Genomic DNA, 18,394 nt, shown 5'->3' with positions numbered 1-18,394 from the left:
TTCTTTTGGCGATGGAATCCCCATTTGGCGGATATGGCAAAGCTCCATCTCACCCGGGTTGCTGTGGGTTGTCCAGACTATCCGTCGCTGGAGGCGCGGATTGCCGCACGTGCGGAGCATGGCGAAGTGCGGTTCACGACGCGGTTCAAGCCGAAACGTGCCGACGACCTGATCGGCGGCAGATTGCATTTCATCATTCGCCATATGATCGTCGGGCGCGTCGAAATCCTGGCCTTTGACGATCGGGATGACGGGCGGGTCGATATCGTCTGTGCGGCCAGGCTCGAACCCGTTCATCCGCAGCCCAAGCGTGCGCACCAGGGCTGGCGTTATCTGAGCGAGGCCGACGCGCCCAAGACTGCGGATGGCGCGAGCGGAATCGGCGATCTGCCGCCCGAACTCTATCGCGAATTGGCGGCGATCAGCCTGATCTAGCGCTCGCCGGGTGTGCCCTCGATGGCGGCGCGAAAGCTGTCGGCACGCGCCATCGCCCAATAGCGTGCGCTGGCGACCGATCCCGGATCGTCGAGCAGAATGGAGCGCGGGTAGAAGCTGTAGATGCGGTCGATCGAATCCGAGCGCGCTGAATTCAGCCGCTCGTGCAGATGGTGCGGCCTTATCTGCCATGGATCGTCGAGGCCCATCGCGCAGCTGATATCCCATAGCGCCGAAACGGTGGACGCCTGGAATCGGCGGACACGCTCGGCCTTGTCCTCGACGACCAGACCGCGCTGGCGCCCGGCATCCTGCGTCGCCACACCCGTCGGACATTCGTCGGTGTGGCATTTGAGCGACTGGACGCAGCCGAGACTGAACATGAAAGCGCGCGCCGCGTTCGACCAGTCGGCGCCGAGGGCACAGTTGACCGCGAGCCCGGCGCCCGAATGCACCTTGCCCGATGCAGCGAGACGGATTTCTTCCTTGAGTCCGCAGCCGACAAGCGCGTTGCGGACGAAGATCAAGCCTTCGCGAAGCGGCATGCCGACGCGGTTCGAAAATTCGACCGGAGCGGCGCCGGTACCGCCTTCGGCGCCGTCGACGACGATATAGTCGAGGCGGATTCCCGTCTCGAGCATGGCCTTCATGACGGCATAGATTTCGTGCGGCTGGCCCACGCAAAGCTTGATCCCGACCGGCTTTCCGCCGGACAGATCGCGCAGTTTCGCCGCCCATTCGACCATTTCGATCGGAGTCGAAAAGGCGGAATGCGAGGCCGGCGATACGCAATCCTTGCCTTTGGGAACGCCGCGCGTCGCAGCGATCTCGGCGCTCACTTTCGGGCCGGGGAGGACGCCGCCATGGCCGGGCTTCGCGCCCTGGCTGAGCTTGATTTCGATCATCTTGACCTGATCATGTTGCGCGGCATCGCGAAAGCGATCCGGGTCGAAACGACCCCCATCGTCGCGACAACCGAAATAGCCGCTGCCCAATTCCCAAACGATGTCGCCGCCGTGGACACGGTGATAAGGGCTGAAGCCGCCTTCGCCGGTATCGTGGTAGAAATCGCCCGCCTTGGCGCCAAGATTGAGCGCCTCGATCGCCTTGGCGCCGAGCGACCCGAAGCTCATGGCCGAAATATTGAGGAGGGCCGCATCATAAGGCCGTGCACATTGTGCGGTTCCGACGCGGACTCGCCGCGTCCGGTCATGCGCTTCGGCGGGCGCAATACTGTGGCTCATCCATTCATATTCGTCCGAATAGACGTCGAGTTCGGTTCCGAAGGGGTGGCTGTCGAGTTGCCCCTTGGCGCGGGCATAGACCAGATCTCGTTCGTTGCGCGCGAAGGGGCGGCCGTCGAGCGGGCTTTCGACGACATAAGCGTAAAGAAAGGGCCGCAACGCCTCGAACAACCAGCGGATGCGCGCGATCAGCGGATAGTTGCGACGCAGCGAATGGTGCGACTGCATGACGTCGTAGAGCGCCACGAGCAGCAACGGCGTCCAGATCAGCAAGCTCCAGCGCGCGGGCGCCCACCATAGCGCCAGCGCAATCGCAGCGATCAGGACGGGAAAGACGATCCAGCGGCGCATGACAGGGAAACGCGGTCAGCCCGCCTGCGCTGCAAGCATCGCCGCCATCTTCTCCCAAACCTTGTTGATCGCCTTGAGCGGGCGAACCATCACCTTGAAATCCTGTATCTTTCCATCATCGTTCCAGCGAATGATGTCGACGCCGTTGATGTGGATTCCTTCGAGCTCGGTCGCAAATTCGAGGCAAGCCTGGTTGCCGTCGGCGATTTCGCGCAGATAGCGGAAATTGTCGCCGCCGAGCACATGGCTCGCCGCGTGCAGATAGGCGAACACCTTGTCGCGGCCCTCTTGCGGCGAATGAACGACGGGCGAATGAAACACCGCATCGTCGGCCAGCATCGCGCGCAATGTTTCCGGCTCGCCGCCCGCCGCCATATAGGCGTGCCAGGCGGCAAGTCCGGGATGGACGTCGGATCCGGCGCTCATGCAAGAGCCTCGGCGAAGAAGTCGCGCGTGCGGCTATCGGCAAGCTGCGCGCCATCGTCGTTGCGGCGATTGCCCATCGTTGCCGCGAAGCCATGGTCGAGGCCGGGATAATCGTGGAGCGTGACTTTGGGATTGGGATCGAGCGCTTCGTGGATCTTTGCCTGCGCGGCATGATCGACGAAATGGTCCTCGGTCGGAATGTGGAGCATCAGCGGCTTGGCAATCGCATGCGCCTCGCTCAGCATCGTGTCGATCATGACGCCATAATAGCCGACCGAAGCGTCGATATCGGTTCGCGTCGCCGCCATATAGGCCAGCCGTCCGCCAAGGCAGAAGCCGACGCAGCCGACCTTGGTTGCGCCCTGGCTGCGCAGCCAGCGGATCGCGGCCTCGATATCCTTGACACCCAGATCGGCATCATATTGCCCGAAATAGCCAAGCGCTTCCTGAAATTCGGATTCGATATCGGGGCTGAGTTCGACACCGGGCGCGAACCGCCAGAAAATGTCGGGGGCGATCGCCAGATAACCGAGCGCCGCCCAGTCGTCGGCCTTTTTGCGGATGCCTTCGTTCACGCCGAAAATCTCCGGGATCACGATGATCGCGCGCGTCGTGTCGGCATCGGGCCGCGCGACATAGGCGGGAATCCGGCCTTCGCCGTCGAGTGCGGCGATTTCGCTGTTGGTTGGCGACATGAGGGGGCTCTCCTGACTCTTGCTTATTGGCTGTGAAAGCGCGAAGCTAGCCGCCGACAGGGCGACGCTCAAGCGCGGAAAGGGCGGAAAACAATGAAGTTCAATATCGAGGTCGATTGCACGCCCGAAGAGGCGCGGCGCTTGTTCGGACTTCCCGACCTCGAGCCGCTGCACGACATCTACCTCAGCCGCGTCAAGGAACTGATGGCGAAGGGGATCACGCCCGACATGGTCCAGTCGATGGTCAAGAGCTGGGTCCCGATGGGCGAGAGCGGATTGAACCTGGTGCAATCGCTGCTCGGTCAGTTCGGTGGCGGGCTGATGGGGGCAGCGACGAAGCCCGCGGCCAAGGATGACGATGACAAGCCGGCGCGGGGAAGCAAGCGCTGATCAACACGCTGGCAAGCGAAACAATTTTTGCCCTGTCGAGCGGGATGCCGCCGGCGGCGATCGCGGTCGTGCGGGTCAGCGGCGCACACGCCGCCGATGCCGTGCGGGCGTTAGCGGGGCGCCTGCCGTCGCCGCGTCATGCATCGCTTGCCGATCTGGCGGATGCAACGGGCGCGCCGCTCGATCGGGCGCTTATCCTCTGGTTTCCGGGACCGAATACGGCGACGGGCGAAGATCTGGCCGAGTTTCATCTGCATGGCGGCCGCGCAGTCGTCGCTGCGGTCGAAGCGGCGCTGACAGCGCTTCCGGGGTTGCGCCGCGCCGAGGCGGGCGAATTCACCCGGCGCGCTTTTCTGAATGGCCGGATCGATCTGGCCGAGACCGAGGGGCTTGCCGACCTGCTCGCAGCCGAAACCGAAAGCCAGCGGGTGCAGGCGCTCGGGCTAGCAAGCGGCCATGTGTCGCGCGCGGTGGCCGCGTGGCAGGAACGCTTGCTGGCGTTGATGGCGGCGGCAGAGGCAGAGCTGAACTTTGCCGACGAGGATGACGTCGACGTTTACGAAGGCGCTGCCGCACGGTTGGTTGCGGGGATGGCGGCACTGGTGGCGGAGTTGGGCGACTGGCTGGCGCGACCGGCGGCCGAAGTGATCGCAGAAGGACTGTCGGTGGTGATCGCCGGGCCGCCGAACGCCGGAAAATCCACGCTTATCAACGCATTGGCGCAGCGCGAATTGGCGATCGTATCGCCCGTCGCGGGGACGACGCGCGACGTCATCGAAACCCCGCTGGCGATGGACGGCATTGCGATGCGCTTTTCGGACACTGCGGGATTGCGCGGCGAAGGCGCCGATGTCGTCGAAGCGATCGGTATCGACCGCGCGCGCGCCGCGGTGGAGGCGGCGGACATTGTCCTTTGGCTCGGCCCGCCGCGTGACGCCCCGGACCATCCCCGCTGCATCCTGATTGCGGCGCAGGCCGACCGCTGGCGCGGCGACGCCGCCGCCGAAGCCGATGCGGCACGCAGCGATCTGATCCTGTCGGCGGCGACCGGTGAAGGGATGGAAGCGCTGCACGGCATGATCGTCGACATGGCGCGAACGCTGTTGCCCCGCGAAGGCGAAGCGGCGCTGCGCCAGCGTCAGCGCGCCGCACTTGCCGAAGCGCAGCAATGGCTTGCGATCGACCCGAGGTCGCGCGAGGCCGGCGACCTGATCCTTATTGCCGAACGCCTGCGTCTGGCCGCGGGCGCGCTCGACCGGATCACCGGGCGCGCCGGCGTCGAGGATATGCTCGATGCGTTGTTCGGGCGGTTTTGCATCGGCAAATGATGTTCCACGTGGAACATGTTCATGCCGCCCCATGCGCGCGGGCGCCGTAGACCGACCCCGCCGAATCGGCTAAGGGCGCGGCAATCATGGACAGCAGCAAGATTTTCGACGTGATCGTCGTCGGCGGAGGGCACGCCGGGACCGAGGCCGCGGGTGCCGCGGCGCGGCTCGGCGCGCACGTTGCGCTCGTCAGTTTCGACCCGACGCTTATCGGCACGATGTCGTGCAACCCGGCGATCGGTGGCCTCGGCAAGGGCCATCTGATGCGCGAAGTCGATGCACTCGACGGCTGGATGGCGCGCGCCGCCGATGCCGCCGCGATTCACTATCGGATGCTCAACGCGTCGAAGGGCGCTGCGGTGCAGGGGCCGCGCATCCAAGCCGACCGGAAACTCTATCGTGATGCGATCCAGGCGTTGCTTGCAGCGGAGGAGAGGATTCGCGTCGTGGCGGGCGAAGCCGCTGCGCTGGTGCTGGGTGACAATGGCGCGCGCGTCGAAGGTATCGAACTGGGCGACGGGACGCGTCTCGTTGCCCCAGCGGTAGTGCTCGCGACGGGCACCTTCCTCGGCGGGCGCCTGTTTCGGGGTGAGGAGCGCATGGCGGGCGGGCGGCTCGGCGAATCCGGCGCACACCGGCTCGCCGAGCAATTGCGTTCTGCGGCTTTGCCGATGGCGCGGCTCAAGACCGGAACCCCGCCGCGGCTCGACGGGCGCTCGATCGATTGGGCGCGGCTCGAGGAACAACCGTCGGACAGCGCCGAAGGCGCGCGCTGGACCTGTTCCACGTGGAACAGCGAGCGGACAGTGCCGCAGATTTTCTGCGCAATCACGCGCACCAACACCGAATCGCATCGCATCATCGCCGACAATCTCGACCGCTCGCCGCTTTTCACCGGCGCGATCGGGGCGGCAGGGCCGCGTTACTGCCCGTCGATCGAGGACAAGATCCACCGCTTCGCCGACCGCGACGGGCATCAGGTATTTCTGGAACCCGAGGGGCTCGATTCGCCGCTCGTCTATCCGAACGGCATTTCGACCTCGCTACCCGCCGATGTCCAGCTCGCGATGCTGCGCTCGATGGAGGGTCTGGAACGCGTCGAGATGACCGTGCCCGGCTATGCGGTCGAATATGACCATATCGATCCGCGGGCGCTCGATCGCAGTCTGCAGGTGCGCGCGATCGCCGGCCTGTGGTGCGCGGGTCAGATCAACGGCACCACCGGATATGAGGAAGCGGCGGCCCAGGGACTGGTCGCGGGGGCGAATGCCGCACTGGCGGCGCAGGGCCGCGAGCCGCTGATCCTCGATCGGTCTGAATCCTATATCGGGGTGATGGTCGACGATCTGGTGTTGCAGGGTGTCACCGAGCCCTATCGCATGCTCACCGCGCGCGCAGAATATCGCCTCCGGCTGCGCGCCGACAATGCCGCGACGCGGTTGACGCCGAAGGGGATCGCGCTGGGGCTGGTGCGACCGGCGACGGCGGCGCAGTTCGAAGCGCGCATGGCAGAGCGCGCCAAAGCGACCGAGCTGTTGTCAGCGCCGGTAGCGAGCGCCGATTATGCCGCCATCGGCCTGGCATTGCCGGGCGACGGGGCGTCGCGGGCGCGAATCGACCTGTTGCGCTATTCGGGTATCGCGATCCGCGACCTTGCGGTGCTCGCGCCAGAGCTTGCCGACTTCGATCCGACATTGCTCGCCGAACTTGCAGAGGATGCGCACTACGCGCCGTATATCGCGCGGCAGGACGCCGAACTGCGCGCACTCGCGGCGAATGAGGCTATCTTGCTCGACCCCGCGCTCGACTATGCCGCGATCGGCGGCCTTTCGCGCGAAATGGTCGAGCGCCTAACCAAGGCTAGACCCGAAACACTCGGGCAGGCGGGGCGCATTGACGGCGTGACCCCAGCTGCGCTGACCGCGATCATGGTGCATAGTCGACGACGGGCGGCGTGAGTTGGGTTTGGCCGACATTTCTATCGAATAGCTGCTATTGCCGCAAAGCGGGTCAAGCAGAAGAGACTCCGTTACCACCTCCAACACTCACGCTGGTGGTTCTCGGCCCTTCCTCCGTTTGGCTAACGTTGAAGCCGGTCCGCCGTGTGACCGACCTCGCACCCCGACGCCGGATTCAAATGCCGATCGAGAGGCGTTAGGGTGGGTGAGGTCGAGGGCCATTGATCGACGGGACAATATACGCATGACGGTCGAATTGCTGACAAGCGAAGCGGAGGCACGGAGTTGGATCGGGGCGACATTTGCGCCGAACGAACGGCAATGGGCGCAGCTCGAGCGCTTTGCCGCGATGCTGGTCGAGGAGAATGCCCGGCAGAATCTGATCGCTGCATCGACAGTCTCGACCTTGTGGGTGCGGCATATCGCCGACAGCGCGCAGTTGTTGGCGCTCGACGGTGCGATCGAGGGGCTCTGGATCGATCTGGGAAGCGGGCCGGGACTGCCCGGGCTGGTCGTCGCAATCCTGTCGCCGCGCCCGATGCTGCTTGTCGAATCACGGCGTCGGCGCTGTGATTTTTTGCGTGCGGTCGCGAGCGAGCTCGATCTCGCGCACGTCGAGGTTGCCGAAGCGCCGCTCGAACGCATCGAAACGCGCCCCGCCGCGACGATCAGCGCGCGGGCCTTTGCGCCGCTCGACAAGCTGATCACCTTATCCACGCGTTTTTCCACCGAATCGACGCGGTGGCTGCTGCCAAAGGGGCGAAATGCGGTTAAGGAACTGGCATCTCTGCCGCAGCCATGGCAGAGAATGTTTCACGTGGAACAGAGCCGGACCGACGCCGACAGCCAGATATTGGTGGGCACGGGGATGATCGGTGGAAAGCAGCGAGGAAAGCGATGATCCGTATCGCCGTGGCGAACCAGAAAGGCGGGGTCGGCAAGACGACGACCGCGATCAATCTGGCGACAGCGCTTGCGGCGACGGGCTGGCGCACGCTGATCATCGACCTCGATCCGCAGGGCAACGCCTCAACGGGGCTCGGAATCGCGCAGTCGCAGCGCGAATTTTCGAGTTATGAATTGCTGCGCGGCGATGCGCAGCTGGCCGATTGTGCCGTCCCGACCGCAGTGCCGCGGCTTGATATCGTCCCTGCGACGGTCGATCTGTCGGGTGCCGAGATCGAACTGATCGAATTTGCCGATCGGCTCCATCGCCTTGAGCAGGCGTTGACGAGTGCCGAGGCGGGGCAGTGGGATATCTGCCTGATCGACTGTCCGCCGTCGCTCGGCATGCTGACGCTGAACGCGCTGATCGCCGCCGAATCGCTGATCGTGCCGTTGCAGTGTGAATTCTTTGCGCTAGAAGGGTTGAGCCAACTGCTCACTACGGTCGAGCGCGTACGCGGTCGCTTCAACCAGAAATTGTCAATTCTCGGCGTCGCGCTGACGATGTTCGATCGCCGCAACCGGCTGACCGACCAGGTTTCGGACGATGTGCGCGAAGTGCTGGGGCCGGTGGTCTTTCAGACCGTCATTCCGCGCAACGTGCGGCTGTCCGAAGCGCCGAGCCACGGGCTTCCGGCGCTGATCTACGATCATCGCTGCGCTGGCTCAGCCGCCTATATTGCGCTCGCGCGCGAATTGATCGACCGCCTGCCCAATGTTCGCAAGGCTGCATAAATGGCTGATAATAAAGATGAAACCGGACAATCTGCACCGCGCAAACGCCCGTCGGGACTCGGCCGCGGGCTGAACGCGCTGTTCGGCGACGTAGCGGCAGAAGCCCCGGTACTCGCGAGTCCCGGGGCCGCCCGCCCGGCGACGTCAGCACCTGCTGGCGATTCGGTGCAGCATATCGCGGTGGGCGCGATTCGCCCGCTTCCCGGCCAGCCGCGCCGCCACTTCGATGAAAATGCGATTGCCGAGCTTGCCGATTCGATCGGGACGCGCGGCCTGTTGCAGCCGATCATCGTCCGGCGCGCGCCGGGGGGCGAGGGGTACCAGTTGGTCGCCGGCGAACGCCGCTGGCGCGCAGCGCAGCGCGCGGGGCTGCACCAGATTCCGGCGCTGGTGCGCGAACTCGACGACGCTGCCACCTATGAGATTGCGCTGGTCGAGAATATCCAGCGCCAGGATCTGAACGCCATCGAAGAGGCGAGCGCCTATCGCAAGCTGATCGAGGATTTCGGTCACAGCCAGGAAGCGCTGGCAAAGCTGGTCGGCAAGTCGCGCAGCCATGTTTCGAATCTGATGCGTCTGCTCGACCTTCCGGTCGAAGTGCAGGATCTGGTCGGTGACGGATCGCTGTCGATGGGTCATGCGCGCGCGCTGATCGGGGCCGACGGCGCCGAGGCGATCGCGCGCAGGGTCGTCCAGGAAGGCTTGTCGGTGCGTACGGTCGAGGCGCTGGTGCGCGAGGCGAAGGGGGGCGGCCGCAGGGCGCCCGCCGAAAGCCCGAGCGCGGCTGGCGGCGGGCGCGATCCCGACATCGTCGCGGTCGAGCGGCATCTGTCCGAGCTGCTCGGAATTGGCGTTGCGATTCACTATGCGGGCGGAGGCAAGGGCGCGTTGACCCTGAAATTCGCGTCGCTCGACCAGCTCGACATGATCTGCCAGCGGCTGTCGGGCGAATCGATCTGATCGGCGCCTGCCGACCTATCGCGATTCGCTGCTGATATCTTTCTATCCGACGCGCTTAATCTGTCCCGCAGCGGGCCGTTAAGGGGGGGGGCGGCAATCCCCACGATTGACCGAAAACTGGCGTAACGCCTTGTTTTTGCTCGCTTGTACCCTGCAACGCGGGCCAATTCTATATGCGCTGTTAACCATGCTTGTTGGGCAAAAGCTGAACCGGTCGCCCGCTAAAGGGGTCGGCGAATGGGGTGGGATTTCCATTCGATTATCGACTGTTCAAGGGACCAACTTATGCGCACCATTGGAATGAAGCGCGCCCTCATCGGCGCCGCGATTGCTGCTCTCGCCATGAACGCCCCGGCGGCGCATGCGGCGACGGCCACGGGTACGGCGAAGGCGAAGATCCTTCGCCAGATCACGCTCTCCAACACCAGCGACCTGCAGTTCGCGACCGTCATCAGCGGCGCGACCGCCTCGACGGTTGCGGTGTCGACCGCGGGCGGCGTGACCTGCGGCACCGGGCTGACCTGCACCGGCACCACGACGGCGGCCAATTTCGACATCACCGGCACCAATGGTGCGGTTGTCGTGGTCGGCGGCGACGCGAATGTCACGCTCAACGGATCGCTCGGCGGCACGATGAACTCGACGCTCAGCTATTCGGCGACGAACGTCACGCTCGGTGCGACCGGCGGCAGCTTTCAGGTCGGCGGCACGCTCAGCGTTGGCGCCAACCAGACGGCTGGCGATTACAGCGGCACGTTCAACGTCACTGCCAACTACCAGTAAACCCTGATTATCAGGTGGGGGGATCGGCGCGCCTGTGGGCGTGCCGGCCATCGAAAGGGGTCGCCGGATACCAGCTCCGGCGGCCCCTTTTCGTATGCGCGGCGCAGGACGAAGTGCGCGGGCCCCGGCATGGTTAGCGAAATATCAACCATGATGGCGCAACAGGGATGCGACCAACCTGGGGGCGGCGACCGCGGCCCCCGCACGATTGTGGGGATCGTATCTATGTTTCGCTTTTTCAGGGGCTTTTGCCTGCTCGCGGCGGCTGTGTGCAGCAGCACCGCGCCGTCCGCGCACGCCGCGGGCGATCTGCTCGTGGCACCGACGCGCGTGATTCTCGACGGATCGCGCGGCACCGAGGTGGTGCTCAACAACATCGGGGCCGAACCCGCAACCTACCGCGTCAGCCTGGAGGTCAAGCGGATGACCGCCGAGGGCGGGCTCGACGAGATCGACGAAGCGAACGCGAACGCTGCCGAACGCGCCGCGCTCGACATGATCGCCTTCAGCCCGCGCCGCGTGACGCTGCCGCCGAACCAGCCGCAGGTGATCCGCATCGGCGTGCGTATCCCCGAAGGACTCGCGCCGGGTGAATATCGCGCGCATATGCTGTTCCGCGCGGTTCCCGATGCGGCACCGGCCGTGGTCGATCCTGCCAAGCCGAAGGGCGAAGGTGTGTCGATCGCGCTTACCCCCATCTATGGCATCACTATCCCGATCATCGTGCGTGTCGGCGACCTCGCGGCGACCGCAAAGATCGGGGAGGCTTGGGTTGGGGATACGCGCGACGGACCTGCCTTCAATTTCCACCTGACGCGCACCGGCAACCGGTCGGTCTATGGCGATATCGCGGTGACGCGGCCGGGTGTGGCCGAGCCGCTGCTGCTGGCGCGCGGCATCGCCGTCTATCCCGAGGTCGGCGATCGCACCGTTTCGCTGCGCGTGCCGGCCGAGGTCGCGGCGAAGCTGAGGGGGCCTGTGCAGATCCGCTATTCGGAGGATCGCGAAGTCGGCGGCGCGACGATCGATCAGGCCGACCGGGTGGTGAAATAGCCGGACGGCGCGCGGGACCGGACGGAGGCGGCGATGCTCGGCGCCCTCCTGAAACGCCTGCTGCCGGCGCTCGCTGCCGGGATGGCGCTGGTGGGCACGCTGCCCACCGGCGCCCATGCCGCTGAAAAAACAGATATTTCTCAAATTCCTAGCGACGGCTGGAAACCGAACGAAGACGACCGCTGGCTGTTCGATCTGCGCTCGGGCCAATATCGGCTCGGCGACGGGGTGCGGGGTTATCAGACGCCGCAGGGGCTGTGCGTCGATCTTGCCGATGTCGTGCTCGCACTCGATCTCGCGGTGCGCGTCGACCGTAAGTTGCGCCGCGCAACCGGCTGGGTGCTCGACGAGCGCCGCACCTTCCTGATCGACCGCGACGCGGGCGAAGTCCGCGCGGGCAGCGAGCGCATCCGGATCGGGGCGAATACGATCCGCGACACGGCGGCGGGGTGGTGCGTCGACCTTGCCAGCCTGTCGAAATGGATCGGCGTGCCGATCAGCGCCGACCTGTCGAATGCGGTTCTGCGCATCGATTCGAAGGAAAAATTGCCGTTTCAGCTCGCCGCCGAACGCCGCGCGCGCGCCGCAACGATCCGTCCGCAGACGCGCTTCGACCTCGCCAGCCTGCCGCAAACGACGCGCCCCTACCGAACGTGGAGCACGCCGTCGGTCGACGTTGTCGCTTCGGCAGGCGTGGTGTCCGACAAGCAGGGCGGCTCTTCGACGCAGGCGCGCTACGAAATCTTCGCGGCCGGCGAATTGCTCAAGCAGAGCTTCGATGCGCGCCTGTCGTCCGACGACAAGGGCGTCCCCGACAGTCTTCGCCTGCGGCTCTATCGCACCGATCCCACCGGCCAGCTTCTCGGCCCGCTCCACGCGACGCATTATGCGGTCGGCGATGTCAGCCTGTTGTCGACGGGAATCGTCGCCCAGTCGGTACCGGGCCGCGGCGCGGTCCTGACCAATCGCCCGGTCGAACGCCCCGATGCGTTCGACAAGACCGATTTCCGGGGCGATTTGCCCGCCGGATGGGACGCCGAACTCTATCGCAACGGCCAGTTGCTGGCCTTTACCAGCCCCAATGGCGATGGCCGCTACGAATTTCTGGGCGTCCCACTGCAATATGGATCGAACCGGTTCGAAATCGTCCTTTATGGCCCGCAGGGACAAGTGCGGCGCGAAATCCGGCAGTTGCAGGTCGGGCTCGATTCGATTCCGCCGCAAAAGACCTGGTATTGGGCCGGGATTGCCCAGGACGATACCGACCTGATCGAGTTCGGCGGGCCGCGCGGCGGCGCCTTCCGGCGCGGCTGGCGCGGTTCGCTGGGGATCGAGCGCGGCCTCGATACCCGCACCTCGATCGCCGCCTATTTCCACAGCCTGTTGATCGAAAATGTCCGTCGCAACTATGGCGAAGCGGCACTGCGCCGGTCGATCGGCCCGACCTTGCTGGAGGTCGGCGCCGCCTATGCCGACGACGGCGGTCGCGCGCTGCGGGCCAGCTGGCTCACCGGCTTTGGCGAAACCTATATCCGCGCTGACGCCATGCGCGGTTGGGGCGGTTTTGTTTCGGACCGTTTCATCAATAATATCAACGGCCTCTATTCGGTGTCGATCGACCAGTCGGTAAAATTGGGCCAGACGGTGCTGCCGTTGCATGTCGATCTGGCGAAGATCGACCGGACCTCGGGCGTTTCGAGCATCGAGGCCTCGGCGCGCGCCTCGGCGAGTTTCCGCACGATAACGCTGACCGGACAGATCGACTGGTCGCGATCGGATGTGCCCTATGGCCCCGACCCGCCCGATAATCTGACCGCCACACTGCTCGCCAATGCGCGCATCGGGCGCGTCCGCCTGCGCGGTGAGGCGCGCTTTGCGCTGGCGGGATCGAACGCCGATTCGCGCCTGACCGCGATTGCCGAATGGTCGGGCAAGCGCGACGCCGAATGGCGCGCCGAGCTGGGATATGACAAGGGGCTCGACCGCGCGCGCGCCGGGATTGGCTACACGCGCCGTTTCGACAAGTTTCAGCTTTCGGGCTTCGGTGAGGTGGCGAGCGACGGATCGGTCGCGGCGTCATTGTCGCTCGCCTTCAGCTTCGGGCCGCGCAGCCGGGCCGATGGCGGCAGCGGGGGCTGGCGCGTGTCGAGCGAAAAACTGGCGAGCCGCGGTCAGGTGCTCGCCGAAGTGTGGATGGACGATAATGGCGATGGCATCCGCCAACCCGGCGAAGCGGCGGTCGCCGACGTCCCGCTGACCGCGGGCAATACCTTTGTCGATCGCGCGACCGCGAAGGATGGCCGTGCCACGATCGACGGACTCGAACCCTTTCGTCCGGTGATGATCGGCATCGACGCCGGGAGCCTGCCCGATCCCTATGTCCAGCCCGCGCTGCCCGGTGTGGTCGTCACGCCGCGGCCCGGCGTCGCGACGCGGGTCGCGCTGCCGCTGACCGCCGCCGGCGAAATCGAAGGCGTCGCAATGCGCGACGGCGGCAATGCGATCGGGGGATTGCAGCTCGAGCTGGTCGATGCCGAAGGACGGGTGCGCGCGACCACGCTGACCGAGTTTGACGGATATTTCCTTTTCGAAAGCGTAGCTTACGGGCGTTACACGGTGCGGATGGCGAAAGCATCGGCGGCCGCTTTGCGGCTCGATCCCGCTTTCGTGCTGTCCGCCGTCCCCGGCAAGCAGATGCCGCGCGTTCGGCTCGGAACGCTGGCGCTAAGGCCGCTGGCGCGCGCGCTGGCGGGCGGGGACGCCGCCGACGGGGGACAGGGCGGCGCACGGGCACCGCCCAATGATGCGCGGGATGGCGGCGGCTAGAGTCCTGATCCCGCTTTGGGGTGGCAGGGCATCCTCAGCCGAGGCGATGTTCGCCCTTCACCCAGCGCACCGTACCCGACGATGCGCGCATCACGACCGTTTCGGTGGTCAAAATGCCGCCGCGCCGGTGCTTGACGCCGCGCAGCAGCGAGCCGTCGGTGACGCCGGTTGCGGCGAAGATCACATCGCCCTTCGCCAGATCTTCGAGGTCATAGACGCGGTCGAGATCTTCGATCCCCCATTTCTTCGCGCGCAGCCGCTCGTCGTCGTTGCGGAAAAGCAGGCGACCCTTGAACTGGCCGCCGACGCAGCGCAGCGCCGCTGCGGCGAGGACGCCTTCGGGGGCGCCGCCCGATCCCATATAGATGTCGACATTGGTTTCGGGATTGGTCGTCGCGATCACGCCCGCGACGTCGCCGTCGGGGATCAGCGCAACGCCGCAGCCGATCGCGCGCAGTTCGGCGATGATCGCCTCGTGGCGCGGACGGTCGAGGACGCAGACGATGATGTCGGCCGGCGCGCAGCCCTTTTCGCGGGCCACCGCTTCGACATTTTCGCGCACGCTATTGTCGAAATTGACGATGCCGGGCGAATAGCCGGGGCCGACCGCAAGCTTGTCCATATAGACGTCGGGGGCGTTGAGCAGGCAGCCTTCTTCGGCGATCGCGAGCACCGCGAGCGCGTTGGGGCCGGCCTTGGCGGTGATCGTCGTGCCTTCCAGCGGATCGACCGCAATGTCGATCTTCGGACCCTTGCCGGGCGCATTGCCGACCTTTTCGCCGATATAGAGCATCGGCGCTTCGTCGCGCTCGCCTTCGCCGATGACGATCGTGCCGTCCATATAGAGCGTGTTGAACGCGTTGCGCATCGCCTCCACGGCGGCGGCATCGGCCGCCTTTTCATCGCCGCGACCGATCAGCTTGGCTGCGGCGATCGCCGCGGCTTCGGTGACGCGCACCATTTCGAGCACCAGGACCCGGTCGAGGTTGCTACCGCCACTTTTTGCCATCGGTACACATCTCCGTCTTTACTTGCTCCGCCCCATCGGCATGCTGCGCGCCATATGGTCGTGCGCCCCGCTTGTCGAGATCGCTTCGCCCGATTCGGGGGCGTGATTACGCTGTCGTGCGTCATCGGCATGACAGCGCCGCCGCTCGCGGCGCAGGAGGCGTCGCCGCCGCCCGCGCAGGACGCCGAGGGGGCGATCGCGCGCAGCCGGGTGCTGCCCGACCCCGTGCGCCGCTGCGGCCCGATCAAGGCTGGCGAGATTCTGGTGTGCGGCTCCGATACCGACCGCAATCGCCTGTCGCCCGAACTGCGCGCCATCGCCGGTGTGGGTCAGGATGCATCGCCGCAAATCCCGCGCGCCGAGGCGAAGGCGATGAGCCTCGACAAGCTGCCCTATAACTGGATGCCGATCGGCGGGCGGTACAAGCCCGGCCCCGAATATAATCCGCTTTACGAGATGGCGAAGCGCGCGACCGATCCCGAAACGGGAACCCCCGCGCTGCCCGAGGAGCCCTAGGCAAACACCTCGACCGTGGTGCGATCTTCGGAGGCGCGGTAGAGACCCGCCGGAACGAGCAGCAGCATCAGGAAATAGGCGGCCCAGAACAACAGCCATCCGACGCTCATTGCCGTTTCCGCGAAGCTGCCGGGCGCGCTGTTGAACAGAATGAAGAGATGCGGTGCGAGCAGCGCCAGCGTCAGCAGGCCGGACAGGACATAGATGGCAAGATAGAGCCAGAGGAGGCGCGGCCATGCCGTTCGCGTACGGCGCCAGGATTCGGCAAAGGCCGATACCGGCTCGAGCCGCCCGCTCGCCGCCATCACCGGTCCGACGAGGCAGAAGCGCGCGTAAATCCACGAGCCGAGCAGCGCCGACACGATATAGCGGACGATCACAAGGGCGATTCCATAGCTCTGAACAGACTGAAATGCCGCGAGCAGCAGGATCGGCAACGACAGGATGATCCCGACGCCGAAATAGAGGATCATATTGACCGCCAGATAGGCCGCCCCCGCGACGAGCCCGTACATGATCTCCGAAATATAACCCTCGCGGATGTCGGCGAGCAGCGCATTCCACGCCGCGAGCAGCGCGCCGCTGACGATCAGGCTGACGATACCCAGAAGATAGAGCGGTCCGGTGATCGAGCCGCTGACGCGATAGGTCCAGGGATCGGCGGCGATGGCGACAAGGGTGCGCAGATCGAAGATCGGCTCGCTCGACAGCAACAGAAAGGGCAGCACGACGCCGAGGCCGACATAGGCCAGCAGCGCTTGCCAATGCCGGCGGGCCAGTGTGCGTGCTTCGGCCAGGCCGTCCCGGATCGCTATATCCATGTCCATCCCCCCGTTCCCCTATGCGAGGGGTAACAGGGGGTTTCGCGAATGCAAGCGGGGTCAGAGCGCCAGAATCGGCATGTGCATCGGCGTACCGATGACATGATCCGAAGCCGCGAGCGCGGCGAGCGCTGCGGCGACGGCGCGGCCCGGGCCTTCGTGCGTCACGAGCGCGATCAGGACGCAGTCTTCGGCATCGTCGCCGCGCTGGATGAAGCTTTCGATCGAAACGCCGGCGTCGCGCATCGCGGTCGCGATCTCGGCAAGCACGCCGATCCGGTCCTCGACGATCAGGCGGACATAATGTTTTCCGACGCGCGCGCCCGCATCGGCGGCGGGGGCGGCATCGAGCGCATCGACCGGCATCGCGAAGGCGGGACCATATTCGTCGCGCGCGATGTCGATGATGTCGGCGACGATCGCCGAGGCCGTCGGCCCCGCGCCCGCGCCCGCGCCTTCGAAAAACAGGCGGCCGACGAAATTGCCCTCGGCGACGACGGCGTTGAGCGCGCCGGGGACATAGGCCAGCGGATGGTCGGCGGGGACGAGGCACGGCTGGACATGCTGATAGAGGCCGCTTTCGTCGCGTTCAGCCATGCCGATCAGGCGGACGCGGTGGCCGAGCGCGGCGGCCTCGCGAATGTCGGCGGCAATCAGGCCGCGGATACCCTCGGCGGTCACCGTGTCGAAATCGAGCCGGGTGCCGAAACAGAGCGCGGCGAGGATCGACAGCTTGTGCGCGGCGTCGATTCCATCGACGTCGAAGGTCGGATCGGCTTCGGCATAGCCTTCGGCTTGTGCCGCGGCGAGCGCATCGGCGAAGCTCGCGCCCTCGCGCTCCATCAGCGTCAGGATATAATTGCAGGTGCCGTTGAGGATGCCATAGACGCGCGCGATCTCGTTCGCCGAGGCGCCTTCGCGGATCGCCTTGATGACCGGGATGCCGCCCGCGACCGCGGCTTCATATTTCAGCGGCCTGTCCTGCGCCTCGGCGATCCGCGCCAGATCGAGCCCGTGATGCGCGATCATCGCCTTGTTCGCGGTGACGAGCGCCTTGCCGGCGCCCAGCGCTTGGCGGGCGAGCGTCAAAGCCGGGCCGTCGGCGCCGCCGACCATTTCGACGACGACATCGACATCCTCGGCCTCGACCAGCGCCGCCATATCGTCTTCCCAGCGATAGGGCGACAGATCGACGCCGCGATCCTTCTGGCGGTCGCGCGCGGAGATGGCGACGATCTCGACCGCGCGGCCGGCGCGGCGGGCGATCAGGTCGCGATTGGCCTCGAGCAACCGGACGACGCCGCCGCCGACGACGCCGATACCGGCGAGCGCGACACGCAACGGCGGGCGCGGGGCAGCGGGGACGGGCTGAGGCGACATGCAGGCACTCCTTGGCAGGGCGGGCCGAAGCCCGCGGTCGCCTGCGCCCCTATCGGCTTTTCGCCCGGAAACAAGGCCCCGCGTTGCCGCAGGCCCGGCAATTCGGCTGGATCAGAGGCCCGGCGGCGGCGTGCGGGTGCGCGTGCATTGGCCGAGCGCGCCGAGGACGACGGCATAGTCGGCGGCCGCCTTCTTGCGGTCTTCGGGGGCGGTGCCACCGAGCTTGCTGAGCGGCAGGCTGCGCGGCAGGCCGCAGGCGAGGCGATACCAGCCGAGCGTGTTCTGGCGCGGAATCGGCGCGCTTTCGTCGACGATCTCGCCAAACGCGGCCGACCAGCGGCGCGATCCGTCGGCGGCGGTCAGGACGGTGATCGACACCGGCTCGCCGGTTTTGGTTTCGAGGAACAGCTGCGTCTCGCCCTCGCCGGGCAACGTGCCGGGGACGTGGAAGCCGTTGGCGATTCCGGTAATCGCGGGCGGCGCGCCGGGCTTGACCAGCTCGGTCAGGATCGCGCGCAGCCGCGATTCGGTCGCAGCGT

Annotated in this window: 17 protein-coding genes and 1 pseudogene; 11 read left to right on the top strand and 7 right to left on the bottom strand. The window is 66.0% G+C overall.

What is annotated here, in order from left to right; genetic code table 11:
• Positions 1 to 33: 33 nt before the first annotated feature.
• Positions 34 to 435, top strand: a complete 402-nt coding sequence (locus tag STE01S_RS10025) for a DUF1489 family protein (RefSeq protein WP_062767459.1) — start codon at positions 34 to 36, stop codon at positions 433 to 435.
• On the opposite strand, the gene STE01S_RS10020 is transcribed toward STE01S_RS10025, so the two are convergent.
• The 3 genes from STE01S_RS10020 to STE01S_RS10010 are packed head-to-tail and all read right to left on the bottom strand — an operon-like array spanning position 432 to position 3,151.
• The gene (locus STE01S_RS10020) at positions 432 to 2,030 is read right to left on the bottom strand and encodes an FMN-binding glutamate synthase family protein (protein WP_062767457.1); all 1,599 of its coding nucleotides are present in this window, start codon (positions 2,028 to 2,030) and stop codon (positions 432 to 434) included. The genes STE01S_RS10025 and STE01S_RS10020 overlap by 4 nt on opposite strands.
• 15 nt (positions 2,031 to 2,045) lie before the next feature.
• Positions 2,046 to 2,456 (bottom strand): nuclear transport factor 2 family protein, encoded by a 411-nt coding sequence (locus STE01S_RS10015; protein ID WP_062767455.1) that lies wholly within the window; start codon positions 2,454 to 2,456, stop codon positions 2,046 to 2,048.
• Entirely contained in the window at positions 2,453 to 3,151 is a 699-nt protein-coding gene (locus STE01S_RS10010) for a dienelactone hydrolase family protein (RefSeq protein WP_062767453.1), read from the bottom strand. Before STE01S_RS10010 ends, STE01S_RS10015 begins: the two co-directional genes overlap by 4 nt.
• Before the next feature lie 93 nt (positions 3,152 to 3,244).
• On the opposite strand from STE01S_RS10010, the gene STE01S_RS20005 reads away from it, so the two are divergent.
• The 9 genes from STE01S_RS20005 (at position 3,245) to STE01S_RS09965 (ending at position 14,129) form a co-directional block, all read left to right on the top strand.
• Positions 3,245 to 3,541: a DUF6489 family protein gene (locus STE01S_RS20005; RefSeq protein ID WP_003042105.1), complete on the top strand. Its 297-nt coding sequence runs from the start codon at positions 3,245 to 3,247 to the stop codon at positions 3,539 to 3,541.
• A gap of 8 nt (positions 3,542 to 3,549) precedes the next feature.
• Positions 3,550 to 4,869 carry a tRNA uridine-5-carboxymethylaminomethyl(34) synthesis GTPase MnmE gene (gene mnmE, locus STE01S_RS10000; RefSeq protein ID WP_082813297.1) on the top strand — a complete coding sequence of 440 codons (1,320 nt, stop codon included), beginning with the start codon at positions 3,550 to 3,552 and terminating at the stop codon, positions 4,867 to 4,869.
• A gap of 86 nt (positions 4,870 to 4,955) precedes the next feature.
• The gene (mnmG, locus tag STE01S_RS09995; RefSeq protein ID WP_062767449.1) at positions 4,956 to 6,827 is read left to right on the top strand and encodes a tRNA uridine-5-carboxymethylaminomethyl(34) synthesis enzyme MnmG; all 1,872 of its coding nucleotides are present in this window, start codon (positions 4,956 to 4,958) and stop codon (positions 6,825 to 6,827) included.
• A gap of 244 nt (positions 6,828 to 7,071) precedes the next feature.
• Positions 7,072 to 7,728: a 16S rRNA (guanine(527)-N(7))-methyltransferase RsmG gene (rsmG, locus tag STE01S_RS09990; protein ID WP_062767447.1), complete on the top strand. Its 657-nt coding sequence runs from the start codon at positions 7,072 to 7,074 to the stop codon at positions 7,726 to 7,728.
• Positions 7,725 to 8,507, top strand: coding sequence for a ParA family protein (locus tag STE01S_RS09985; RefSeq protein WP_003042095.1), 783 nt, complete (start codon positions 7,725 to 7,727; stop codon positions 8,505 to 8,507). The genes rsmG and STE01S_RS09985 overlap by 4 nt, the downstream gene beginning before the upstream one ends.
• Positions 8,508 to 9,467 (top strand): ParB/RepB/Spo0J family partition protein, encoded by a 960-nt coding sequence (locus tag STE01S_RS09980; protein ID WP_062767445.1) that lies wholly within the window; start codon positions 8,508 to 8,510, stop codon positions 9,465 to 9,467.
• Between the two features lie 285 nt (positions 9,468 to 9,752).
• Positions 9,753 to 10,250 (top strand): DUF4402 domain-containing protein, encoded by a 498-nt coding sequence (locus STE01S_RS09975; protein ID WP_058810817.1) that lies wholly within the window; start codon positions 9,753 to 9,755, stop codon positions 10,248 to 10,250.
• 225 nt (positions 10,251 to 10,475) lie between these two features.
• The gene (locus STE01S_RS09970; protein ID WP_062767443.1) at positions 10,476 to 11,303 is read left to right on the top strand and encodes a fimbrial biogenesis chaperone; all 828 of its coding nucleotides are present in this window, start codon (positions 10,476 to 10,478) and stop codon (positions 11,301 to 11,303) included.
• A 33-nt stretch (positions 11,304 to 11,336) separates the two neighbouring features.
• Complete coding sequence (locus STE01S_RS09965) at positions 11,337 to 14,129, top strand: hypothetical protein (RefSeq protein WP_062767441.1); 2,793 nt, start codon at positions 11,337 to 11,339, stop codon at positions 14,127 to 14,129.
• A 34-nt stretch (positions 14,130 to 14,163) separates the two neighbouring features.
• On the opposite strand, the gene glpX is transcribed toward STE01S_RS09965, so the two are convergent.
• Complete coding sequence (glpX, locus tag STE01S_RS09960; RefSeq protein WP_003042088.1) at positions 14,164 to 15,138, bottom strand: class II fructose-bisphosphatase; 975 nt, start codon at positions 15,136 to 15,138, stop codon at positions 14,164 to 14,166.
• 102 nt (positions 15,139 to 15,240) lie between these two features.
• On the opposite strand from glpX, the gene STE01S_RS09955 reads away from it, so the two are divergent.
• A complete protein-coding gene (locus tag STE01S_RS09955) occupies positions 15,241 to 15,654 on the top strand; it encodes a hypothetical protein (RefSeq protein WP_082813296.1) in 414 nt (137 codons plus the stop codon).
• Here STE01S_RS09955 and STE01S_RS09950 read toward each other — a convergent pair.
• From STE01S_RS09950 to STE01S_RS09940, 3 genes and pseudogenes are all read right to left on the bottom strand, one after another.
• A complete protein-coding gene (locus tag STE01S_RS09950) occupies positions 15,651 to 16,481 on the bottom strand; it encodes a hypothetical protein (protein WP_062767437.1) in 831 nt (276 codons plus the stop codon). The genes STE01S_RS09955 and STE01S_RS09950 overlap by 4 nt on opposite strands.
• Positions 16,482 to 16,535: 54 nt before the next feature.
• The gene (locus tag STE01S_RS09945) at positions 16,536 to 17,855 is read right to left on the bottom strand and encodes a homoserine dehydrogenase (protein ID WP_062767435.1); all 1,320 of its coding nucleotides are present in this window, start codon (positions 17,853 to 17,855) and stop codon (positions 16,536 to 16,538) included.
• 111 nt (positions 17,856 to 17,966) lie between these two features.
• A pseudogene (locus STE01S_RS09940) lies at positions 17,967 to 18,394 on the bottom strand (hypothetical protein); the annotation flags it as partial.

Source organism: Sphingopyxis terrae subsp. terrae NBRC 15098, from assembly GCF_001598815.1.
GTDB classification, from domain to species: domain Bacteria; phylum Pseudomonadota; class Alphaproteobacteria; order Sphingomonadales; family Sphingomonadaceae; genus Sphingopyxis; species Sphingopyxis terrae.
This window is presented reverse-complemented; position numbering and strand designations above follow the sequence as displayed.

What these genes read in the sequence shown, in the direction of transcription:
- STE01S_RS10025 (WP_062767459.1), top strand. Translation starts at nt 34, where the DNA reads ATGGCAAAGCTCCATCTCACCCGGGTTGCTGTGGGTTGTCCAGACTAT.
- STE01S_RS10020 (WP_062767457.1), bottom strand. Translation starts at nt 2,030, where the DNA reads ATGCGCCGCTGGATCGTCTTTCCCGTCCTGATCGCTGCGATTGCGCTG.
- STE01S_RS10015 (WP_062767455.1), bottom strand. Translation starts at nt 2,456, where the DNA reads ATGAGCGCCGGATCCGACGTCCATCCCGGACTTGCCGCCTGGCACGCC.
- STE01S_RS10010 (WP_062767453.1), bottom strand. Translation starts at nt 3,151, where the DNA reads ATGTCGCCAACCAACAGCGAAATCGCCGCACTCGACGGCGAAGGCCGG.
- STE01S_RS20005 (WP_003042105.1), top strand. Translation starts at nt 3,245, where the DNA reads ATGAAGTTCAATATCGAGGTCGATTGCACGCCCGAAGAGGCGCGGCGC.
- mnmG (WP_062767449.1), top strand. Translation starts at nt 4,956, where the DNA reads ATGGACAGCAGCAAGATTTTCGACGTGATCGTCGTCGGCGGAGGGCAC.
- rsmG (WP_062767447.1), top strand. Translation starts at nt 7,072, where the DNA reads ATGACGGTCGAATTGCTGACAAGCGAAGCGGAGGCACGGAGTTGGATC.
- STE01S_RS09985 (WP_003042095.1), top strand. Translation starts at nt 7,725, where the DNA reads ATGATCCGTATCGCCGTGGCGAACCAGAAAGGCGGGGTCGGCAAGACG.
- STE01S_RS09980 (WP_062767445.1), top strand. Translation starts at nt 8,508, where the DNA reads ATGGCTGATAATAAAGATGAAACCGGACAATCTGCACCGCGCAAACGC.
- STE01S_RS09975 (WP_058810817.1), top strand. Translation starts at nt 9,753, where the DNA reads ATGCGCACCATTGGAATGAAGCGCGCCCTCATCGGCGCCGCGATTGCT.
- STE01S_RS09970 (WP_062767443.1), top strand. Translation starts at nt 10,476, where the DNA reads ATGTTTCGCTTTTTCAGGGGCTTTTGCCTGCTCGCGGCGGCTGTGTGC.
- STE01S_RS09965 (WP_062767441.1), top strand. Translation starts at nt 11,337, where the DNA reads ATGCTCGGCGCCCTCCTGAAACGCCTGCTGCCGGCGCTCGCTGCCGGG.
- glpX (WP_003042088.1), bottom strand. Translation starts at nt 15,138, where the DNA reads ATGGCAAAAAGTGGCGGTAGCAACCTCGACCGGGTCCTGGTGCTCGAA.
- STE01S_RS09950 (WP_062767437.1), bottom strand. Translation starts at nt 16,481, where the DNA reads ATGGACATGGATATAGCGATCCGGGACGGCCTGGCCGAAGCACGCACA.
- STE01S_RS09945 (WP_062767435.1), bottom strand. Translation starts at nt 17,855, where the DNA reads ATGTCGCCTCAGCCCGTCCCCGCTGCCCCGCGCCCGCCGTTGCGTGTC.